This is a genomic window from Entomobacter blattae, from assembly GCF_014672835.1.
GTDB classification, from domain to species: Bacteria; Pseudomonadota; Alphaproteobacteria; order Acetobacterales; family Acetobacteraceae; genus Entomobacter; species Entomobacter blattae.
In genome coordinates this window covers 278961-295676 of the sequence record NZ_CP060244.1, presented here as the reverse complement: position 1 = coordinate 295676, position 16716 = coordinate 278961, and the positions used below count along the sequence as shown (strand labels likewise).

General features: G+C 44.7%; 16 protein-coding genes. 11 read left to right on the top strand and 5 right to left on the bottom strand.

Annotation, left to right across the window (positions count from 1 at the left end; genetic code table 11):
* The first annotated feature begins 65 nt into the window (after positions 1–65).
* The 3 genes from JGUZn3_RS01275 (at position 66) to rimI (ending at position 2003) form a co-directional block, all read left to right on the top strand.
* Positions 66–668 (top strand): malonic semialdehyde reductase, encoded by a 603-nt coding sequence (locus tag JGUZn3_RS01275; protein WP_203413984.1) that lies wholly within the window; start codon positions 66–68, stop codon positions 666–668.
* Positions 669–730: 62 nt separating this feature from the next.
* On the top strand, positions 731–1528 hold the full coding sequence (locus JGUZn3_RS01270; protein WP_203413983.1) for a tRNA threonylcarbamoyladenosine biosynthesis protein TsaB: 798 nt from the start codon (positions 731–733) through the stop codon (positions 1526–1528).
* A 13-nt stretch (positions 1529–1541) separates the two neighbouring features.
* Entirely contained in the window at positions 1542–2003 is a 462-nt protein-coding gene (gene rimI / locus JGUZn3_RS01265; protein ID WP_203413982.1) for a ribosomal protein S18-alanine N-acetyltransferase, read from the top strand.
* Positions 2004–2010: 7 nt separating this feature from the next.
* Here rimI and JGUZn3_RS01260 read toward each other — a convergent pair whose 3' ends face one another.
* Positions 2011–2244: a sulfurtransferase TusA family protein gene (locus tag JGUZn3_RS01260; RefSeq protein WP_203413981.1), complete on the bottom strand. Its 234-nt coding sequence runs from the start codon at positions 2242–2244 to the stop codon at positions 2011–2013.
* An 88-nt stretch (positions 2245–2332) separates the two neighbouring features.
* On the opposite strand from JGUZn3_RS01260, the gene JGUZn3_RS01255 reads away from it, so the two are divergent.
* From JGUZn3_RS01255 to lnt, 4 genes are all read left to right on the top strand, one after another.
* On the top strand, positions 2333–2737 hold the full coding sequence (locus tag JGUZn3_RS01255; protein WP_203413980.1) for a MucR family transcriptional regulator: 405 nt from the start codon (positions 2333–2335) through the stop codon (positions 2735–2737).
* Between the two features lie 114 nt (positions 2738–2851).
* Entirely contained in the window at positions 2852–3364 is a 513-nt protein-coding gene (locus tag JGUZn3_RS01250) for a Fur family transcriptional regulator (protein WP_203414735.1), read from the top strand.
* Positions 3365–3367: 3 nt separating this feature from the next.
* Positions 3368–4219, top strand: coding sequence for a GNAT family N-acetyltransferase (locus JGUZn3_RS01245; protein WP_203413979.1), 852 nt, complete (start codon positions 3368–3370; stop codon positions 4217–4219).
* A gap of 104 nt (positions 4220–4323) precedes the next feature.
* Positions 4324–5940, top strand: a complete 1617-nt coding sequence (lnt, locus tag JGUZn3_RS01240; protein ID WP_238996851.1) for an apolipoprotein N-acyltransferase — start codon at positions 4324–4326, stop codon at positions 5938–5940.
* Positions 5941–5944: 4 nt separating this feature from the next.
* On the opposite strand, the gene JGUZn3_RS01235 is transcribed toward lnt, so the two are convergent.
* Positions 5945–6460 (bottom strand): DUF721 domain-containing protein, encoded by a 516-nt coding sequence (locus JGUZn3_RS01235; RefSeq protein WP_203413977.1) that lies wholly within the window; start codon positions 6458–6460, stop codon positions 5945–5947.
* A gap of 127 nt (positions 6461–6587) precedes the next feature.
* Between JGUZn3_RS01235 and JGUZn3_RS01230 the strand changes: the two genes are divergently transcribed.
* From JGUZn3_RS01230 to hemH, 3 genes are all read left to right on the top strand, one after another.
* The gene (locus JGUZn3_RS01230) at positions 6588–7532 is read left to right on the top strand and encodes an A/G-specific adenine glycosylase (RefSeq protein WP_203413976.1); all 945 of its coding nucleotides are present in this window, start codon (positions 6588–6590) and stop codon (positions 7530–7532) included.
* 215 nt (positions 7533–7747) lie between these two features.
* Complete coding sequence (locus JGUZn3_RS01225; RefSeq protein ID WP_275402846.1) at positions 7748–9175, top strand: catalase; 1428 nt, start codon at positions 7748–7750, stop codon at positions 9173–9175.
* A gap of 117 nt (positions 9176–9292) precedes the next feature.
* Complete coding sequence (hemH, locus tag JGUZn3_RS01220; RefSeq protein ID WP_238996850.1) at positions 9293–10333, top strand: ferrochelatase; 1041 nt, start codon at positions 9293–9295, stop codon at positions 10331–10333.
* Positions 10334–11016: 683 nt separating this feature from the next.
* Here the strand turns inward: hemH and JGUZn3_RS01215 are convergent.
* Complete coding sequence (locus tag JGUZn3_RS01215) at positions 11017–12261, bottom strand: MFS transporter (RefSeq protein WP_203413974.1); 1245 nt, start codon at positions 12259–12261, stop codon at positions 11017–11019.
* A 602-nt stretch (positions 12262–12863) separates the two neighbouring features.
* On the opposite strand from JGUZn3_RS01215, the gene JGUZn3_RS01210 reads away from it, so the two are divergent.
* Positions 12864–13493, top strand: coding sequence for an IMPACT family protein (locus JGUZn3_RS01210; protein WP_203413973.1), 630 nt, complete (start codon positions 12864–12866; stop codon positions 13491–13493).
* A 235-nt stretch (positions 13494–13728) separates the two neighbouring features.
* On the opposite strand, the gene JGUZn3_RS01205 is transcribed toward JGUZn3_RS01210, so the two are convergent.
* Both JGUZn3_RS01205 and tldD read right to left on the bottom strand, forming a co-directional pair.
* Positions 13729–14949, bottom strand: a complete 1221-nt coding sequence (locus tag JGUZn3_RS01205) for a multidrug effflux MFS transporter (RefSeq protein ID WP_203413972.1) — start codon at positions 14947–14949, stop codon at positions 13729–13731.
* A gap of 244 nt (positions 14950–15193) precedes the next feature.
* Complete coding sequence (gene tldD, locus JGUZn3_RS01200) at positions 15194–16654, bottom strand: metalloprotease TldD (protein ID WP_203413971.1); 1461 nt, start codon at positions 16652–16654, stop codon at positions 15194–15196.
* Positions 16655–16716: the final 62 nt, after the last annotated feature.

Here is a 16716-nt window from a genome sequence, read left to right as displayed (position 1 = left end):
TGTGATTGCCTATACAGGCCATGATAAGCCTGAAGGGAGCAGGGAAGTGGGTTTGCACTTAGACCATGAATAATTTGGATAATCTTGTAGAAATCCTCTTTGAGAATGCCCACACAGCGGTAGCGTGGCAAGATCGGGCTGTGCCTGCTACGCTGCCTGAACAGCTTTACAACCACGTGAAATGGGGGCCTACCTCTGCCAATTCATCGCCGGCACGGTTTGTTTTTCTGGCTTCCAAAGAGGTCCGCCAGCGTCTTCGCCCTGCAATAGTGGCCGGGAATGTTGAGAAAATTATAGAGGCCCCTCTGGTTGTCCTTGTGGCATATGATTTACAATTTTATGATCAGTTCCCCAAATTATGGCCTCATGAAGATTTGCGTTCATGGTATGCTGCAGATCATGTTTTGGCAGAGGAAACCGCTCAACGAAATAGTACTCTACAGGGGGGGTATATGATTTTGGCTGCCCGGGCACTGGGTTTTGATGTTGCTCCGATTTCAGGTTTTGATGCAGCCTTAGTCGAAGAGATATTTTTACAAGGAAAAAACTGGCGGCTTAATTTTATTATGGGAATAGGCTATGCGGATTCCACCAGGCAGCAACCTCGCAAGCCCCGTTTGGATTTTGAGGAGGCTTGTCTGCTTTATCCTCCTCCCATGGATAATTGAGTTTATAGGTTATTGATTATAAGACTGAACCCACCTTTAATAAGGACTTTCAGATAGGTTATATGGCCAAACCCCATAATAATATTTTCAAAATCCTCGTTATGAATGCGGCATCGGTTGTTGAGAATGCAGAAGCGATGATTGCTCTTGCTCAATATGAAGGAGAGACAGTTTCCTTGACTGCTGTTCGCCATTTTCCAGTAAAAGGGGTGGCAGAAAATCTAGCGGTTGAAGTGCGAACCCTAATTGAGAAAGCGCATTGGTCCATCCATCAGTTGGATATGGTTATTGTGGTAACGGGGCCCGGCTCCTTTACAGGGGTACGGGCGACGATGGCCCTTGCGGCAGGGCTGGGCCTTGGTTCCTCTGTTGCTCTTGTGGGGTTGGGGTTGGGAGAAGTTATGATCCCACTTCTAATGGAGGATCAATCGGGGCGCTTTCCTGTATGTGTTATTCAGGCCAGACGTAATCGTTTGTTTGTTCTTACGCCGTCGGAAGATTATGCTTGTCCTCTCGAGACATTGTACCTTCCCCAAGAGGAATGCGTACTAGCCGGTGATGGCATGACCCTATTGCGGGCGTTTTTACACCAAGAGTCTGCTCTTCCAAACTCTTTGAGAGGAGAGTGGGATGAAAAAGAGGAAGTTTTCATAGCCGGGGCTGCTTCTTACAGGTTTACACCTTACGTGACCCCAACTATTGAGCAGCTCGTTATAGCAGGTTTGCGAAAATATCAAGAGGCGTTAGCTGTTTCATTTTTTAATCAAAATAAAAAATGGCTGGATTTTCACCCCCATTATATCGACCCTCCTGAAGCTAAGCGTCCCCAAAGCGGGTTGCGCCCTGCCCCAGAACCGTAGAAAATGCTGAAAAATGGTGCGGGTTGTTGAAGAGGTTTCCTCTTTTTTAGGTGAGATAGCAGCTCTTCATGCCCGTGCTTTTCCCAAAGGCCAGGAATGGAGTTTAAAAGAATTCGAAAATGTGTTTTCCCTTCCTGGAGTGTTTTGCCTTATCGAGGAACCCCCACACGGTTTTTCTTCTGACTCTGCCTCCTTGATGGGTTTTTTAATAGGGAGGACTGTTTTGGATGAGGCCGAAATTTTAACTTTCGCTGTTGGTCCCTTGTGGCAGAGGCAGAAGATAGGCCAACAAATTTTACAAGAAACTGTCCATCGCCTTCAACAAAAAGGAATTCAAAAATTCTTTCTGGAAGTTTCAGTTTTGAATAGCCATGCCATAGCTCTTTACAAAAAAGCGGGGTTTGAGAGAACCGGTATCCGGAAATGTTATTATCCTGATGGAAGCGATGCTTATATAATGGTGAAGTTACTATAACGTTATTTTATTGGCTTTTATAAATAACTACAATGGTTTCATTATTCTCCAGAGAGATCTCATTTGTAATTTTATACCCCAATTCCTGGACATTTCTACGGATATTAACAAGGGGCTCTTTTCCTTTGAGGTGTACTTCAAGTGTAGCTCCGGCAGGTAATTGGTCAAGGGCTATTCTTGTTTTTACAAAGGTCATGGGGCATATATAGGATGTAATATTTAGTTTATTCTTAGAAGTCATAATATTTTTTAATTTTCTATAATTGATCTTGCTTTTTTATTATGATTTTATCATAACTAAAAAATTGTTTTTGTTAAGGTATACTATCATGGTGGAGCGAATTGATAATACTGATATGCTTGAGTTAACAGCGCGGATTGTATCGGCGCATGTGTCAAATAACAGTATCGAACCGGAAGCACTTCCTTCCTTTATACAAGAGATTTATACAACTTTGGCCAGTTTAGGTCAGGAAGTTGTGCAGCCTGAACGGCCAGAACCAGCAGTTTCGGTAAAGAAGTCTATTTTTCCAGACTATATTATCTGCCTTGAAGATGGCAAGAAGTTAAAAATGCTCAAGCGCCATTTAAAGGCCACTTATGATATGACACCTGAGCAATACCGTGAACGGTGGGGTTTGCCGGCTGATTACCCCATGGTGGCTCCCAATTATGCAAGCCATCGTTCCTCGTTAGCCAAAAAGATTGGTCTTGGAACCAAGCGTGAAGACTAGTGTGCCTGTTTTGGGGCTGTGGTAAAATTTTATTATAGGGAACAACAAAAAGAATTTTGTTAATTTCAAGAGTTGAAGTTGAACAATTTCTTTTTTGTCGTTATTCTTCAAGTTATGGTAGATGATTCAAAAGAGACAGCTTCTGCAATTGAGCGGCTATGTATTGAACATGGCCTGAAGATGACTGGCCAGCGCCGGGTCATCGCACGGGTTCTTTCAGAAGCTGAAGATCATCCCGATGTAGAAGAGCTTTACCAGCGTGCGGCTGAGATCGATTCACGAATTTCTGTGGCGACTGTCTATCGTACCGTACGGCTTTTGGAAGAAAAAGGCATTTTGGAGCGGAGGGATTTTGGTGGCGGCCGTGCTCGTTACGAATCCCGCGATAATGGACAGCACTACCACCTTATTGATGTGGATACGGGGAAGGTGATAGAGTTTGAGGATGAGCAGCATGTGGCTCTTATCACCGCAATTGCTGAGAAATTGGGCTTTAATTTGGTTTCCCACCGGTTGGAGTTGTTTGGAAAAAAACGCGAAAAGATTGCCGATGGTGGAGCCAAAAAGGGCCAGTCAGATAAAAATGCTGTTTTAGCTAAAAAGGCGTCTGTCAGGAAAAGGGGATGATCTATGAATGAAGGGATCTCAGGGCGTTCTCTTTCAACCCTTGAGTTGGAACGAAATGGGTTTGTTGAGCTCCGTGGGGGTAACCTGGAAGTTCGTATAGCCCAGACAGAAGAAGAAATCGATGCTGCCCAAGCCCTTCGCTATAAGGTTTTCTATGAAGAATTAGGGGCTATTCCTGATGAAAAGGCGTTGAGAACCAAACGGGATAGTGATGAGTTTGATGAATATGCAGACCATCTCTTGGTCATCGATCATGCCCGCTCTGCTGGTCCAGCAGGCATAGTGGGGACTTACCGATTATTAAAACATGAAGATGCCACAAGAATAGGGCGTTACTATTCTGCTGGAGAATACGACCTCTCATTACTGATGCAGTTTCCGGGTCGATTGCTTGAAGTGGGGCGCTCATGTGTGGATCCTGCCTATCGTAGCCGCACAGCCATGCAACTATTATGGCGGGGAATAGCCTCTTATATTTTTTATCATCGGATAGATGTTTTGTTCGGATGTGCAAGCCTTCCTACAGTAGCGCCTGAGCAATGGGAAAATGAGCTAACTTATCTTTACCATAACCATCTTGCCCCACCGGCCCTAAGGATACGGGCCTTACCAGAACGTTATATTGAAATGAACAGAGTGGATCCAGAAGGGTTGGATTATCGCCGCTGCCTTGCACGTTTGCCTCCTTTGATTAAAGGGTATCTCCGGCTAGGGGGGTATGTGGGAGATGGTGCTGTTATTGATCGGTATTTTAATACAACAGATATTGCCATATTGGTAAAAAGCGAGCTTCTGGCTGATAAATATTATAGGCATTATGAGCGGCGATTACGGGATGCGCTTGATGAATCCTAAAAGGGTATGACCCATAAAATACGTTCTGGTTAGAGTGTATTTTAGGTGTTTTCATTACTGAATAATGTTAGAGCCGACTTTCTCTTTAAAGGTTGTTTGTATCAGTGCTGCCTTTGCGTTCGTTTTGTCAGAAATTCTGGCAGTCTGGTTTCTCTGTAATTTTGGCGGGCGTACTGGCTGCATTATCTCTTCCGCCTGTTTATCTGGTTATAATTTTGGGGGGGTGTTTTCCTTTTTTAGTGAAAAGGGTTGAGCAATCCAATTCATATAAGCAGGCTTTTGGTCTGGGGTATTTGTTTGGGCTTGGTTTTTATGCTGCTGGTCTTTATTGGTTAACCAATGCCATTTTATTGCGAGTAGAAACATTTTGGTGGCTGGTTCCCATCGTTGCTCCCCTTTGCGCTGTGCCATTGGCATTAGGGCCTGCAGTTAGTTGCCTGCTTTATAAATGTTTCTTAAAAGCGGGCACGTCAGCGCTTCAGAGAATGTTTTTGTTTGCAGGCTTATGGACCCTAGCGGATATGTCTCGCTCCATTTTACTTCCTCATGCATGGTGGAACCCTATTTTAACGGGTTTTCCGTGGAATCCCTTGGCAAGTATATGGGCAATTCCTGGAAGTTTAGGTACGGTGTTGTTGCAACCCTTAGCCTGGATCGGGGGCGATGGCCTAACGTTTCTTACCATTTTTCTGGCCTTGAGTCCCTTGTTGAAAGTCAAGAGGGCTGTGGTTTTATGCGCAGTCAGCTTTTTGATTTGGTTTGCTGTCGGGAGTTTCCGTTTGTATGGCGTAAAGCTTAAGGAGAGCCGTAATCCTATTGTGGTGCTGGTTCAGGGGAACGTTTCAGAAGAGACAAAAATCCACCATACAACAGAAGATGCCAATGCTATTTTGCGCAATTATATTCGGCTTACACAAGAAGGCTTGCGAGAAGCAGAAAAATTGCAAAAGCAGGAGCAGGAAGGTCAAGCTCCTAGTCAAATCCAAAGCCAAAATCAGCCAAGGCCCATAGTTTTTGCATGGCCAGAAACAGCTTTTCCCGGTTATTTACAGTTTTACCCGGATTTATCCCGAGAGATGATGCGTCATTTCCCTCAGGCTGATATGGGCCTGATAGGAAGTATCAGGGTGGGGGAGAAGGATCATCGCCTTCGGAATAGTCTTTTTGTTTTGGGGCGTGAAGGGCAAATTGGAGAGATATATGATAAAGTTCATCTTGTTCCGTTTGGGGAATACCAACCCGCTATTCTGCCATTTCATGTCGTTCCAGGCCAGGGGCTTGCGGCAGGAAACGCTATTCGTACCTTGCATCTTCCTGTGCAAGAGCCCTTCGGAGCTTTGATTTGTTATGAAGTGGTTTTTTCCCATAAGGTTGTTGATGAAAGAGACCGTCCCTCGTGGATTATTAATATTACAAATGATGGATGGTATGGTAATTCTGCAGGACCACGCCAGCATTTGGCTGCTGTAAGGATGCGTGCGGTGGAGGAGGGGTTACCGATTGCCAGGGCTGCCAATACGGGAATTACCGCAGCCTATGATGCTTTGGGTCGGCAGTTGGCCTGGCTGGGCTGGGGTCAAAAAGGTTTTGTGGTTGTTGCCTTGCCTGGTGGTGTGGGGATAACCTTTTTTGCCCGGTTTGGATTGTTTATTCCGTTTGCCTTATCTATTGTCAGTGTCGGTGTGGGATTATGGAGAAGAAAACCTGTTATACTTCCCTGAAGGTCTATGGGGCGGGCTTGCGGCGGTTGATAAGGGCGTTTCCTAGGGTTGATAGGGCCTCCTTAAGGGGGCCTTCTTCCATCGCCTCAATTTGAGAGAGGGGAATGGTTTTTTTTTCTGAAGGAGGAGAGGGTTCCACTATAGGAGAGAGGGAAGGATCCATAGAATAATTCTGGACAAATCGTAAAGATTTCACCCTATTATTGCCGTAAAATGTATTAATGCGCTCAATAATGGTTTGGGAGATATGGCTTAGCTCCATTGCGGTAGTACCAGAGCAGCTTAAGGTCAGGGCACTCCCAGTCAGCCTGTAGGGTATACATCGAAATCCGTAATTGTGGCCAATAATTTCGGGCCACTCGGCCAATAAAATAGCCAGTGAAGAAGAATGTTTTTTAAACCCTGGCTTAACCAAAGGCGGGATAAGGGTAGAGAGGGGAGATAAGACGTAATGTCTTTTCCATTGAGGGAGAGGGGATGGACGTTTTTTACTCTTGTCTGGTGAGAGGTTTTCTTCCATATTTGAAATCGTGATTTCCCTAGCCGATAATTTATTGAATTGGTATGCGAGCCATTACCGTACCCTTCCCTGGAGAGCACCCTTGCACGCTTTGGGGGAGCCGTACCCCGTTTGGCTGAGCGAGGTCATGTTACAGCAAACCACAGTAACAGCCGTTATTCCCTATTATAAACGTTTTCTGGCCCGTTTTCCTAGTGTTAATCATATTGCCGCTGCCAGTTTGGATGATGTAATGGTGATGTGGTCCGGTTTGGGATATTACTCAAGAGCCCGTAATCTTCATACTTGTGCTCAGCAAGTTTGTGCTTTGGGAGGTTTTCCTCAAACCGTAGAAGAGCTTAAGAAACTCCCAGGAATTGGTGCTTATACGGCATCAGCTATTGCTTCTATGGCGTTTGGGGTTAGTGTGGTGCCCGTTGATGGGAATGTTGAGCGTATTGCTTCTCGAGTATTTGCTATTGCAACGCCCTTACCCCAGGGCCGTAATGAAATAGCCAAAAAGGCAGCCTCTCTTAACCATACAGCTGCTGCCAAGCAGTATCCAGGAGATTTTGCCCAAGCTTTGTTTGATTTGGGCTCTGGAATTTGTACAGCTCGTTCACCTTCATGTCTTATTTGCCCGATAAAGGACGAGTGTCAGGCTTACAGTTTGGGAAGGGTGGCGGATTTTCCTCAGAAAATAAAAAAACCTAAAAAACCGAAACGTTATGGAAGTGTTTATTGCCTTTACGATCAGGAAAAAATCGTAGTTTGCAAAAGGCCTCCCCATGGCTTGTTAGGAGGAACCCTATTTTTCCCCTCTTCCGAGTGGGGGAGTGAGCTTTCATTGATGGAAAAGGCGCATAGTCCTTTTTTACAGCCAGTCAACTGGAAGGATATCGGTAAGGTTGAACATGTTTTTACCCATTTCCATCTCCAGTTGCAGCTATGGGCGCATCAATGTGTGGATGTAAGCCTTGCTGCTGGCCCAGATCAAAAAGAAGTGCTCAGTAAAAAAACACTTTTTAATTTTCCACTTTCCTCTGTTATGAAAGAATGTATAAGGAGGGTAGGCATAACAGAAAATGATTAAGGGTTTTTGAGGGGGCTCTTCTTTATTTTAAAAGGCCATTTAATAAAAATAATTTATCTTTATGCAAATAAATATAGATTTTTCTTTATTTAAGATTTTTTCTATCTTGTAAAAAATAGTTTTAGTCAATCTGAAAATAAAATTATCGTTAAACGATTTAAAAATTGGAGTAGTATTGTATGGCTGATAATGTAAATTCTCAAGGAAAAAAGCCTATGCTGACAACATCTGCAGGCTCTCCATGGCCTGATAACCAGAATAGTCGTAGTGCGGGCCCACGTGGGCCCTTGCTTTTGGAAGATTACAGGCTTTTGGAAAAACTGGCCCATCAAAATCGTGAACGTATTCCTGAAAGAACAGTTCATGCAAAAGGGTCTGCGGCCTATGGAACATTTACTGTTACACAAGATATTACAAACTATACACGTGCTAATCTTTTTAACAAAATTGGTAAAGAAACAGAGGTCTTGCTTCGTTTTTCAACAGTAGCAGGAGAGCGTGGTGCAGCCGATGCCGAGCGTGACGTGCGTGGGTTTGCCTTGAAGTTTTATACCGAGGAAGGAAACTGGGACCTTGTTGGGAACAACACGCCTGTCTTTTTTGTGAAAGACCCCATTAAATTTCCTGACTTTATTCATACCCAAAAACGTCATCCGCGAACAAATTTACGTAACCCAACCGCAATGTGGGATTTTTGGTCTCTTTCTCCAGAGAGCCTCCACCAGGTTACGATATTGATGTCAGACAGGGGGCTACCAAATGGGTACCGGTTTATGGACGGATTTGGAAGCCACACCTATTCTTTCTGGAATGAAGCTGGTGAGCGCTACTGGGTTAAGTTTCATTTCAAAACCATGCAAGGCCATAAGTTCTTTACTAATAAAGAAGCTGCTGCGGTTATTGCCAATGATCGTGAGAGCGCACAGCGTGACCTTTATGAAGCTATTGAGCGGGGTGAATATCCAAAATGGCGGGTCTGTGTTCAGATCATGCCAGAGGTTGAAGCTGAAAAAACACCTTATAACCCTTTTGATCTGACCAAGGTCTGGCCGCATAAGGATTACCCTTTGCATGAAGTGGGTATATTAGAGCTTAACCGTAATCCTGACCACTATTTTGCTGAGGTTGAGCAGGCGACTTTTGCTCCATCCAATATTGTTCCGGGGATTGGTTTTTCTCCAGATAGAATGCTTCAGGGCCGTATTTTCTCTTATGCCGATGCTCATCGTTACCGTGTTGGAACGCACCATGCGGACTTGCCGGTTAACAGGCCTAAGAATCAGGTCAATAACTATCATGCCGATGGGTCTATGCGCTTTGATGCCCCAAAGGGAACCGATCATTACTACGAACCTAACTCCTTTAATGGCCCAGTAGAGCAACCATGGGCTAAGGAGCCACCTTTAAGAATCAATGGTAATGCAGATTGGTATGACCATAGGGTGGGTGATGATTATTACTCCCAGCCAGCAGCGCTCTATCGTTTGTTTGATGATGATCAAAAACAGCGGTTTTTCAATAATATTGCTGATGCTATGCAAGGCGTTCCTCAGCATATTATTGATCGTCAGATTGAGCATTTCCGTAAGGCAGATCCCACCTGGGCGGAGGGTGTTATAAAGGCGCTTAAAGAGCGGATGTAAAATAAATTAAGCCCCTTTCCCAAACGCGAAAGGGGCTTAATCGTTCAGAGTATAAGTGGGTTTACGATTATTAAGTAAAGATCGTTCCATGAACGCTTTCTAGAGAGGAGCTTTTTCGTGGTAAAGTTTATTGGCGTTGCCCAATCTCAGGAAAAGCAGAGTGTGAGGCAAAGTAAAATTGGCGTTTTGCTTATTAATCTGGGTACGCCAGAGGCGCCTACCTATTGGTCTGTAAGGCAGTATTTGTCAGAGTTTTTGTCAGACCCGCGGGTTATAGAGAGTAGCCCCTTGATTTGGCAGCCTTTATTGCAGGGCGTTATATTAAGTTTACGCTCACAAAAAACGGCCAAAGCCTATAAGCGGATCTGGAATACCCCAACGAATGAAAGCCCTTTGCGGTTATATAGCCGGTTACAAGCCGAATCTTTATCTGAGCTTTTCGAACAAGATGATATAGAAATAGAGTGGGCTATGCGTTATGGCATGCCGACGGTAAAGAACGCCATTCAGGCTTTACTTGAAAAACGGGTAGAGCGCCTTTTATTATTTCCACTTTACCCACAATATAGTGCCACAACAACAGCTACTGCATTAGACCAATGCTTTCGCGCCTTAATGCAGTTTCGTAGACAGCCTGCAATAAGATCTGTACCTTCCTTTTCGAAGGAAGAACTCTACATTCAGGCCTTAGCAGCCCTTATAAGGCGCCATTACGAAAATTTACCGCATCGTCCCGAAAAGCTCATTATTTCTTTTCATGGTTTGCCCAAAAGCTACATAGATGCTGGGGATTATTATGATGCTGAGTGTCAGGCGACAGGAGAAGCTTTACGATCTGAGTTAGGGATGGATGACACTGAGGCCCCTTTAACATATCAATCCCGTTTTGGTCCGGCGCAATGGCTGGAACCTTCCACCCAAGCCGTTGTTAAGGAGTTTGCTCAACAAGGCGTCAAAAGGATCGCCATTATGGCCCCCGGGTTTGTAGCTGACTGTATAGAAACACTGGATGAATTAGGCACAGAACTTCGTGAATCTTTTTACGCCCATGGTGGAGAGCAATTCTCACTTATTCCATGTCTTAATGATAGCTATGAAGGAATAGAGCTTTTTGCCTCTTTAATCAGAAAAGAGTTAAAGGGATGGTTAAACTCTTAATTCTTAAGAATTAGTTTTTAAGAATACTACGAGGAGGGAGAATCCTCTCAGAAAGGACGAGACCCGTTATAAACTCACCTTTCTTTTTAAGGATGAGAAACTTTCTTGGTTTTGTAACTGTCCCCATAACTGCTTTTTCCGTTTTTCATATTTTCTCTATGAGCGCAGTAAATTTGGTAAATAATGCTGTTTGGATTGCTGTAAAGCTTTGATCTTAGAGAAGATGGAAGGAAACGTTCTAGATTCGGTCCAGGTGAAGAAGTGTTATAAGAAATTTTACCAATATTGGACATCATAGCCTCCTCAAAATTAACTCTAGAAAATCAAACAACTTGAGACAAGACTAGAGATTTGAATGTTATGACTGTTTAAACGTGCCATTTACTCTTTGGTTACCATTCACAGTGTAAATATTTTTTGATAACTCAACCTCCTTACGAGGAGTGTAAAGTAATACTCTCTTTTATCTCCTTTGATTATAGAAGTAATTTATATTGTTTCAACAATAAAATTATGAGATAACTTCGGATTCTGTAAACATTGAGTGATCAAAACTATTTTGAATGTAAAATTTTATTATGAATATTTTGTGGTTATTTAAAGACTATTGATAACATATTTATTGATAATATGTTTTGTGGGTTCTTTCGTTGAAAGATCCTTCGTTAAACACATAGGTCTCTCTAGAGGGGCTTTGTTTCATCAAGCCGGTCCAGCTCAAAAAGCTCAGGAAAAGCCCTTGCCCATAGAAACGCAATTAGAAGAGTTCCCATGCCCCCGATAACTACGGAATAAACTGGGCCCGTAAAACTGGCGAGCATGCCGCTTTCAAATTCTCCGAGTTGGTTGGATGAACCAATAAAAACCATATTAATGGCAGAAACCCTTCCGCGCATTTCGTCTGGTGTTCCAAGTTGTACAAGGGAGCTGCGAATCACGACGCTGAAGACATCGGCTCCACCCAGTATGGTGAGAGCTGCGATAGAAAGAGGGGCAGAGGATGAGAAGCCAAATAAGATTGTTGCGAGGCCAAACACAGCAACGCTACCAAACATCCATCTGCCTGCATGAGAGGTAAGGGGCCAGCGTGAAAGAATAAGGGCAACCGTAAGGGCACCAATGGCTGGCGCTGAGCGTAATATTCCCAGAGTAATAGGTCCTGAGTGTAAAATATCGTTGGCATAAACGGGCAACATAGCGGTTGCCCCTCCTAGTAATACGGCAAATAGATCGAGTGAGATGGCTCCAAGCATAATACGCCGAGAACGAATAAATGAAATCCCACCAAAAATAGAGGCTAGCGTTAGGGGGGTACGTTTGGCAGGTGCGTAGTTAAGCTTCATACTGAAGGTTGCCAGTGCCGAACACAAGAAACCTGTGCACGCAATAGAATAGGCAAAACTGGCTCCCAACCCGTAAAGCAGCCCTCCCAGGGAAGGGCCAATAAGGGAAGCTGTCTGGAAAAGCGAGCTTGAAAGGGCCGTAGCCTTGGGGAAGAGGGTGGGCGGGACCAGGCTAACAAGAAAAGTTTGCTGGCTTGGCATTTCGAAAGCCCGCGCAGCCCCAAAAATAATCACCATAATATATATTTCATGGACACTAAGCCAATGAAAATAAGAGCCAAGAGCCATATAGAACGCTGCCACTCCTTCCACTATCTGGCAGCTGGTTGTAATATAACGGCGGTTGAATTGATCAGCTGCGTGCCCGGCCAGAAGGACTAGGGTGATCATGGGTAAAAACTGCATAAGCCCAATAAGGCCCAGGCTACGGACATCATGGGTTAAAGCGTAAACTTGCCAACCAACAGCTACTGCTTGGATTTGTGAGGATAGGGCAGAGAGACACCGACTGGTTAAAAAGGCCGAAGCTCCGGCCTGTTGAAGGACATCGGAGTAGGAAAAGAGTTTTTTTAACGAGAGGGACATTAAATTTTAAAATTTCAAAGGAATGAGCACAAGAGACGGTGGGTACAAAAAGAAAGGCTTACTTATAAGGTCACTATGTAGGCGATGAGAAAAGGAGTATGGAAAAATAAAGAGAACCTCCGTGGTATATAAGAGGAGTGCGTTACAAAATCAAATTTCAGAAAATATTGTTAGTGATTTTATGAAGGAGGTGGGGTTGGCAGGTGCGTAGTTAAGCTTCATATCGAAGGTTACTCGTGCCGAACATAATAAACCTGTGCACACAACAGAATAGGAAAACTGGCTTCCAATCCGTAAAGCAACCCTCCCAGGGAAGGGCCAATAAGGGCAACTGTTTGGAAAAGCGAGCTCGAAAGGGCTGTAGCCTTTTATGCCGCTGTGACCAAATCCTTTTACACTCAAATTCTTACATCCAAATCTTTACACCCAAATCCTTACGCATCGTGTTACAGGTTATGAATCCTGGTAGGATATAGTGCCATTCAGTATGAATAGGGCAGATATTAGCCCCCAAGGGGAAAGCGTGAAAATGGAAAAGGCGTAAATATTTTTAATCCGATCAACGATGGGTTGGGTCTGTATACGGACTTGGGAAAGGAAAAATGACTGAAGAGGATAAGTGGACTTTAAGAGCACCTTTTGAGTATGAGCTTGTCGTTAAAAAAAGCGTTTTCTTAGCTCGTGCTCATCCAGTGTATACTGAAGAAGAGCTCCCAAAAATTATTCAATCGCTTTCTTCCGCTACAGCAACGCATAATTGCTGGGCTTGCCGTTTTGGGGATTTTTTTCGATGCGATGATGCCGGTGAGCCTTCCGGAACAGCTGGACGACCAATTTTGCAGGTGATGGACAGGCAGAAAATGGATCAACTGGTTATTGTTGTCAGCCGCTGGTTTGGGGGGATTAAACTCGGAGCGGGGGGATTGGTCAGGGCTTATTCTGGGGTCGCTGCCCAATGCTTAACTTTGGCAGAAAAGCAGCGCTCTATATCTATGGTCAATGTGGGGTTTATTGGTAATTTTTCGGCTTATGGTCGGCTCCAGGCCTTATTGTCCCGTTATCGGGCCGAAATAGTTTCTGAAGAGTTTTTGTCGGATTTTGTAAGGTTTTATGTAAAAATTCCTACCTCATCTTTGGAGATATTCAAGCAAGAGGTTCAGAATATTACCCGTGGAAAAAGTGAATTTAGGGTTGAAGAAGACAGAACCTCATGTTTTCGTCGGGTTGAATAGGCACCTCCAAGCTAAGGCAGGCTTTCAGTCTTGGTCTTCTCTTTAGAGGAAAGTTGGCATAATGAGCCTACTATATGGGTATATGTATGGGTGATATCCTCTATGTTTTTCCATAGTGTGAGGAAATTTTGCGGGGAGGACCATGGCGAGGGGACCATGAAGAAAAAATTTGTGGAAGAAAGAATGGCCCTTCTCTCTTTAAAGCACTAAATGGGGAATAAATTTTTTTAAGATTTTAGTCGTAATTGCCATGGCGCATCACCCGTTGGCGCCATAAGTTGCATAAGCTCATTGCCACAATACCAATCATAATGACACTCACCGTAGGAAAAATGCTATTTTCAGGTAAAATACCAATGAGAATCCCACTAACGGCCCCAATAGAAAATTGCAGAGTTCCCAGCAAGGCAGAGGCACTTCCTGCGTGTCGGGCGTGGTTGCTAAAAGCCATGACCATGGTGTTGGGTGAAATAAACCCCAGTGAGCCCAGCAATGCCATGAGAGGGAGTGTAAAAGCATAAGGGTGGGCTTCTCCCCCCCAGGAGGTAAGGGGCAGAAAAAGCAAGAAAAAGCCAGCCATAAAGGCTGCCTGCATGCCATAATTGGTAAGGGTACCCAAAGAGAAAAACTTAACCAATTGCCCGTTAATTTGCGTGCCTAAAATAAAGCAGCTGGCGTTAGCTCCAAAGAGCAGACCAAATTGTAGAACAGAAAAATGCAAGATATGCTCATAAACAGCAGGCGTGCCCCCAAGGTAAGCAAAAACAACAAAGGAGGAAAAGCTGGCAATAAGGGTGTTGGAAAGAAATACAGGCTCCTGGATAATATCGGTATAGCGCCAGAAAGTTTCTTTAAAGCCAAGCTGAAGCCTTTTATTTGCAGGCAGGGTGTCTTGAAGGTTCAGAACGATAAAAGTTATTCCTATAAGACCATAGAGCACAGAGAACCAGAATATGCCACGCCAATGGGCAAAGAGCAGGATAAAACTGCCCAATGTTGGGGCGACAATAGGGATGATTCCTGAAACAAGGGCGAGTTGGGCCATAATATACGCCCCTTTGCGCCCGGTTGCGATATCTCGCACCATGGCACGGGGAATCACCATTCCCGCTGAACCACCAATGGCGGCAAAAAAACGAAATAGACAGAATACCCAAAAGTTGGAAACGAGAGCACAGCCAACCGAAGCCACGATATAAAGACTAATCCCCCCAATAAGAGGAAGTTTTCTTCCCCAGCGGTCAGAAACCGGGCCCTGGCTGATTTGCCCAACGGCAAGGCCTAAAAACCAAGCGGCCAGTGTTAGCTCAGCTTGGCCATGTAGGTCTTGCGTAACCTGGGGGAACGCGGGAAGGTACGTGTCGGTAGAAAGGGGGCCAATAGCGGAAATAAGGCCAAGGAGCACGATAGTCCATCGAGGAAGGGAGTGCTCGGAAGCAGGAGAGGAACCAGACATTTAAAAATACAATAAAATAAGAGAATAAAAAAATAAGAGAACGAAAAGAAGAATGAAAAAGGGTCTCGCTAAACCATCAAAATAGCTGAAACTCTCTTTTAGCCCAGGGTATGACCCCTGATTTTGGTAAACTGGGTCATTGGTTAAAACGCTGGGCGGTTAAAACGTTGGGCAAAAGTTTAAATAGAAAATTTTTTTATGCATAGCCTATGAGACGATAATCTTTCCTTTTTTAAAAGGGCTTTTAGCTTTGGCTTGTGCCGCCCACTGTAATTCCCGTAATTTTAAGGGTGGGCTGGCCAACCCCAACCGGCACTCCTTGGCCTGCCTTTCCACAGGTGCCAATCCCAGGGTCAAGGGCCATATTATTCCCAATCATACTGACCTTGGTTAATACGCTGGGGCCATCCCCTATCAGGGTTGCTCCTTTGACGGGTCTGGTAATTTTACCGTTTTCGATCATATAGGCTTCAGAGGCTGCAAAGACAAATTTCCCCGAGGTGATATCGACTTGGCCACCCCCAAAATTAACGGCATAAAGGCCCTTCTTGGTTGAGCTGATCATCTCTTCCGTGGTGGCGTTTCCTGCAAGCATAATGGTATTGGTCATCCGCGGCATAGGTGGGTAAGCATAGGATTGACGCCGACCATTGCCTGTGGAATGGGTGTTCATAAGCCGAGCATTCAGTCGATCCTGAATAAATCCGGTGAGAATGCCATCTTCGATCATCACAGTGCGGTTTGTAGGGGTGCCTTCATCGTCAATATTCAAACTGCCGCGGCAGTCAGGTAATGTGCCATCATCCACAATAGTGACCCCTGGAGCAGCCACTCTTTTGCCTACCATCTCTGCAAAGGCTGAGGTTTTTTTGCGATTAAAATCCCCCTCCAGGCCATGCCCTACAGCTTCATGAAGTAAAATACCAGGCCAGCCCGCGCCCAGAACAACGGCCATTTCCCCGGCTGGCGCGGCAATACTCTCCATGTTAACTTTAGCTTGTCTCAGGGCTTCATTAACGGCATGTTTCCATGTTTTTTTGTTTAAAAGGCGGCTGAGTGGGTAGCGTCCACCACAGCCAAAGGAACCATCCTCGCGTCGGCCATTTTTTTCAATAACAATGGAGACATTCAGCCTTACTAGAGGCCGTATATCGGCCGTGCGCTGGCCATCTGGACGGATAATCTGCACAGCCTGCCAATGAGAGGTCAGCGATGCGCTGACCTGCACAACATGGGGGTTTGCTGCTCGTGCATAGAGATCAATTTCAGAGAGGGTTGCAGCCCGTTCTGAAAAATCCTGCTCTTTTAATGGGTTATCGGGGCGATAAAGGGCATGGTTGGTTTTGGTAGGTGAAGCCGAAAAGGAAGAGTCCCTTTTCTGGATAGGTGTAAGGGTATTGGCAGCTCGCTCAAGGGCTGCTTTGCTAATTTCATCTGAATGGGCATAGCCACTCTCATCGCCTGTTACGGCCCGTAGCCCAAAACCTTTTGAACTGTTAAAGGAAGCCGAGCGGATAATTCCTTCGTCAAGAGCAATGACTTCGCTTTCGCTATATTCTAGAAAAAGCTCACCATCTTCCATATTGGTGAGTGCTTGTGAGACAATCTGCTCCGCCTCATTTAATGAAAGGGGTGTGTTTGCAGGGTTAAAAAAAATATGATCGGTTTCGGCCAGGGCGTTAAGATGTTTTGATGATGAAGACATTGTAGAAGATGCTCCGAGCAAGAATCAGACCAGAACTGGAAGAGTGGACGTAAGAATTTAAA

Excerpts from the sequence above, each read along its gene's own strand:
- JGUZn3_RS01275 (WP_203413984.1), top strand. The coding sequence starts at position 66 with ATGAATAATTTGGATAATCTTGTAGAAATCCTCTTTGAGAATGCCCAC.
- JGUZn3_RS01270 (WP_203413983.1), top strand. The coding sequence starts at position 731 with ATGGCCAAACCCCATAATAATATTTTCAAAATCCTCGTTATGAATGCG.
- rimI (WP_203413982.1), top strand. The coding sequence starts at position 1,542 with ATGGTGCGGGTTGTTGAAGAGGTTTCCTCTTTTTTAGGTGAGATAGCA.
- JGUZn3_RS01260 (WP_203413981.1), bottom strand. The coding sequence starts at position 2,244 with ATGACTTCTAAGAATAAACTAAATATTACATCCTATATATGCCCCATG.
- JGUZn3_RS01255 (WP_203413980.1), top strand. The coding sequence starts at position 2,333 with ATGGTGGAGCGAATTGATAATACTGATATGCTTGAGTTAACAGCGCGG.
- JGUZn3_RS01250 (WP_203414735.1), top strand. The coding sequence starts at position 2,852 with ATGGTAGATGATTCAAAAGAGACAGCTTCTGCAATTGAGCGGCTATGT.
- JGUZn3_RS01245 (WP_203413979.1), top strand. The coding sequence starts at position 3,368 with ATGAATGAAGGGATCTCAGGGCGTTCTCTTTCAACCCTTGAGTTGGAA.
- JGUZn3_RS01235 (WP_203413977.1), bottom strand. The coding sequence starts at position 6,460 with ATGGAAGAAAACCTCTCACCAGACAAGAGTAAAAAACGTCCATCCCCT.
- JGUZn3_RS01230 (WP_203413976.1), top strand. The coding sequence starts at position 6,588 with ATGTTACAGCAAACCACAGTAACAGCCGTTATTCCCTATTATAAACGT.
- JGUZn3_RS01225 (WP_275402846.1), top strand. The coding sequence starts at position 7,748 with ATGCTGACAACATCTGCAGGCTCTCCATGGCCTGATAACCAGAATAGT.
- JGUZn3_RS01215 (WP_203413974.1), bottom strand. The coding sequence starts at position 12,261 with ATGTCCCTCTCGTTAAAAAAACTCTTTTCCTACTCCGATGTCCTTCAA.
- JGUZn3_RS01210 (WP_203413973.1), top strand. The coding sequence starts at position 12,864 with ATGACTGAAGAGGATAAGTGGACTTTAAGAGCACCTTTTGAGTATGAG.
- JGUZn3_RS01205 (WP_203413972.1), bottom strand. The coding sequence starts at position 14,949 with ATGTCTGGTTCCTCTCCTGCTTCCGAGCACTCCCTTCCTCGATGGACT.
- tldD (WP_203413971.1), bottom strand. The coding sequence starts at position 16,654 with ATGTCTTCATCATCAAAACATCTTAACGCCCTGGCCGAAACCGATCAT.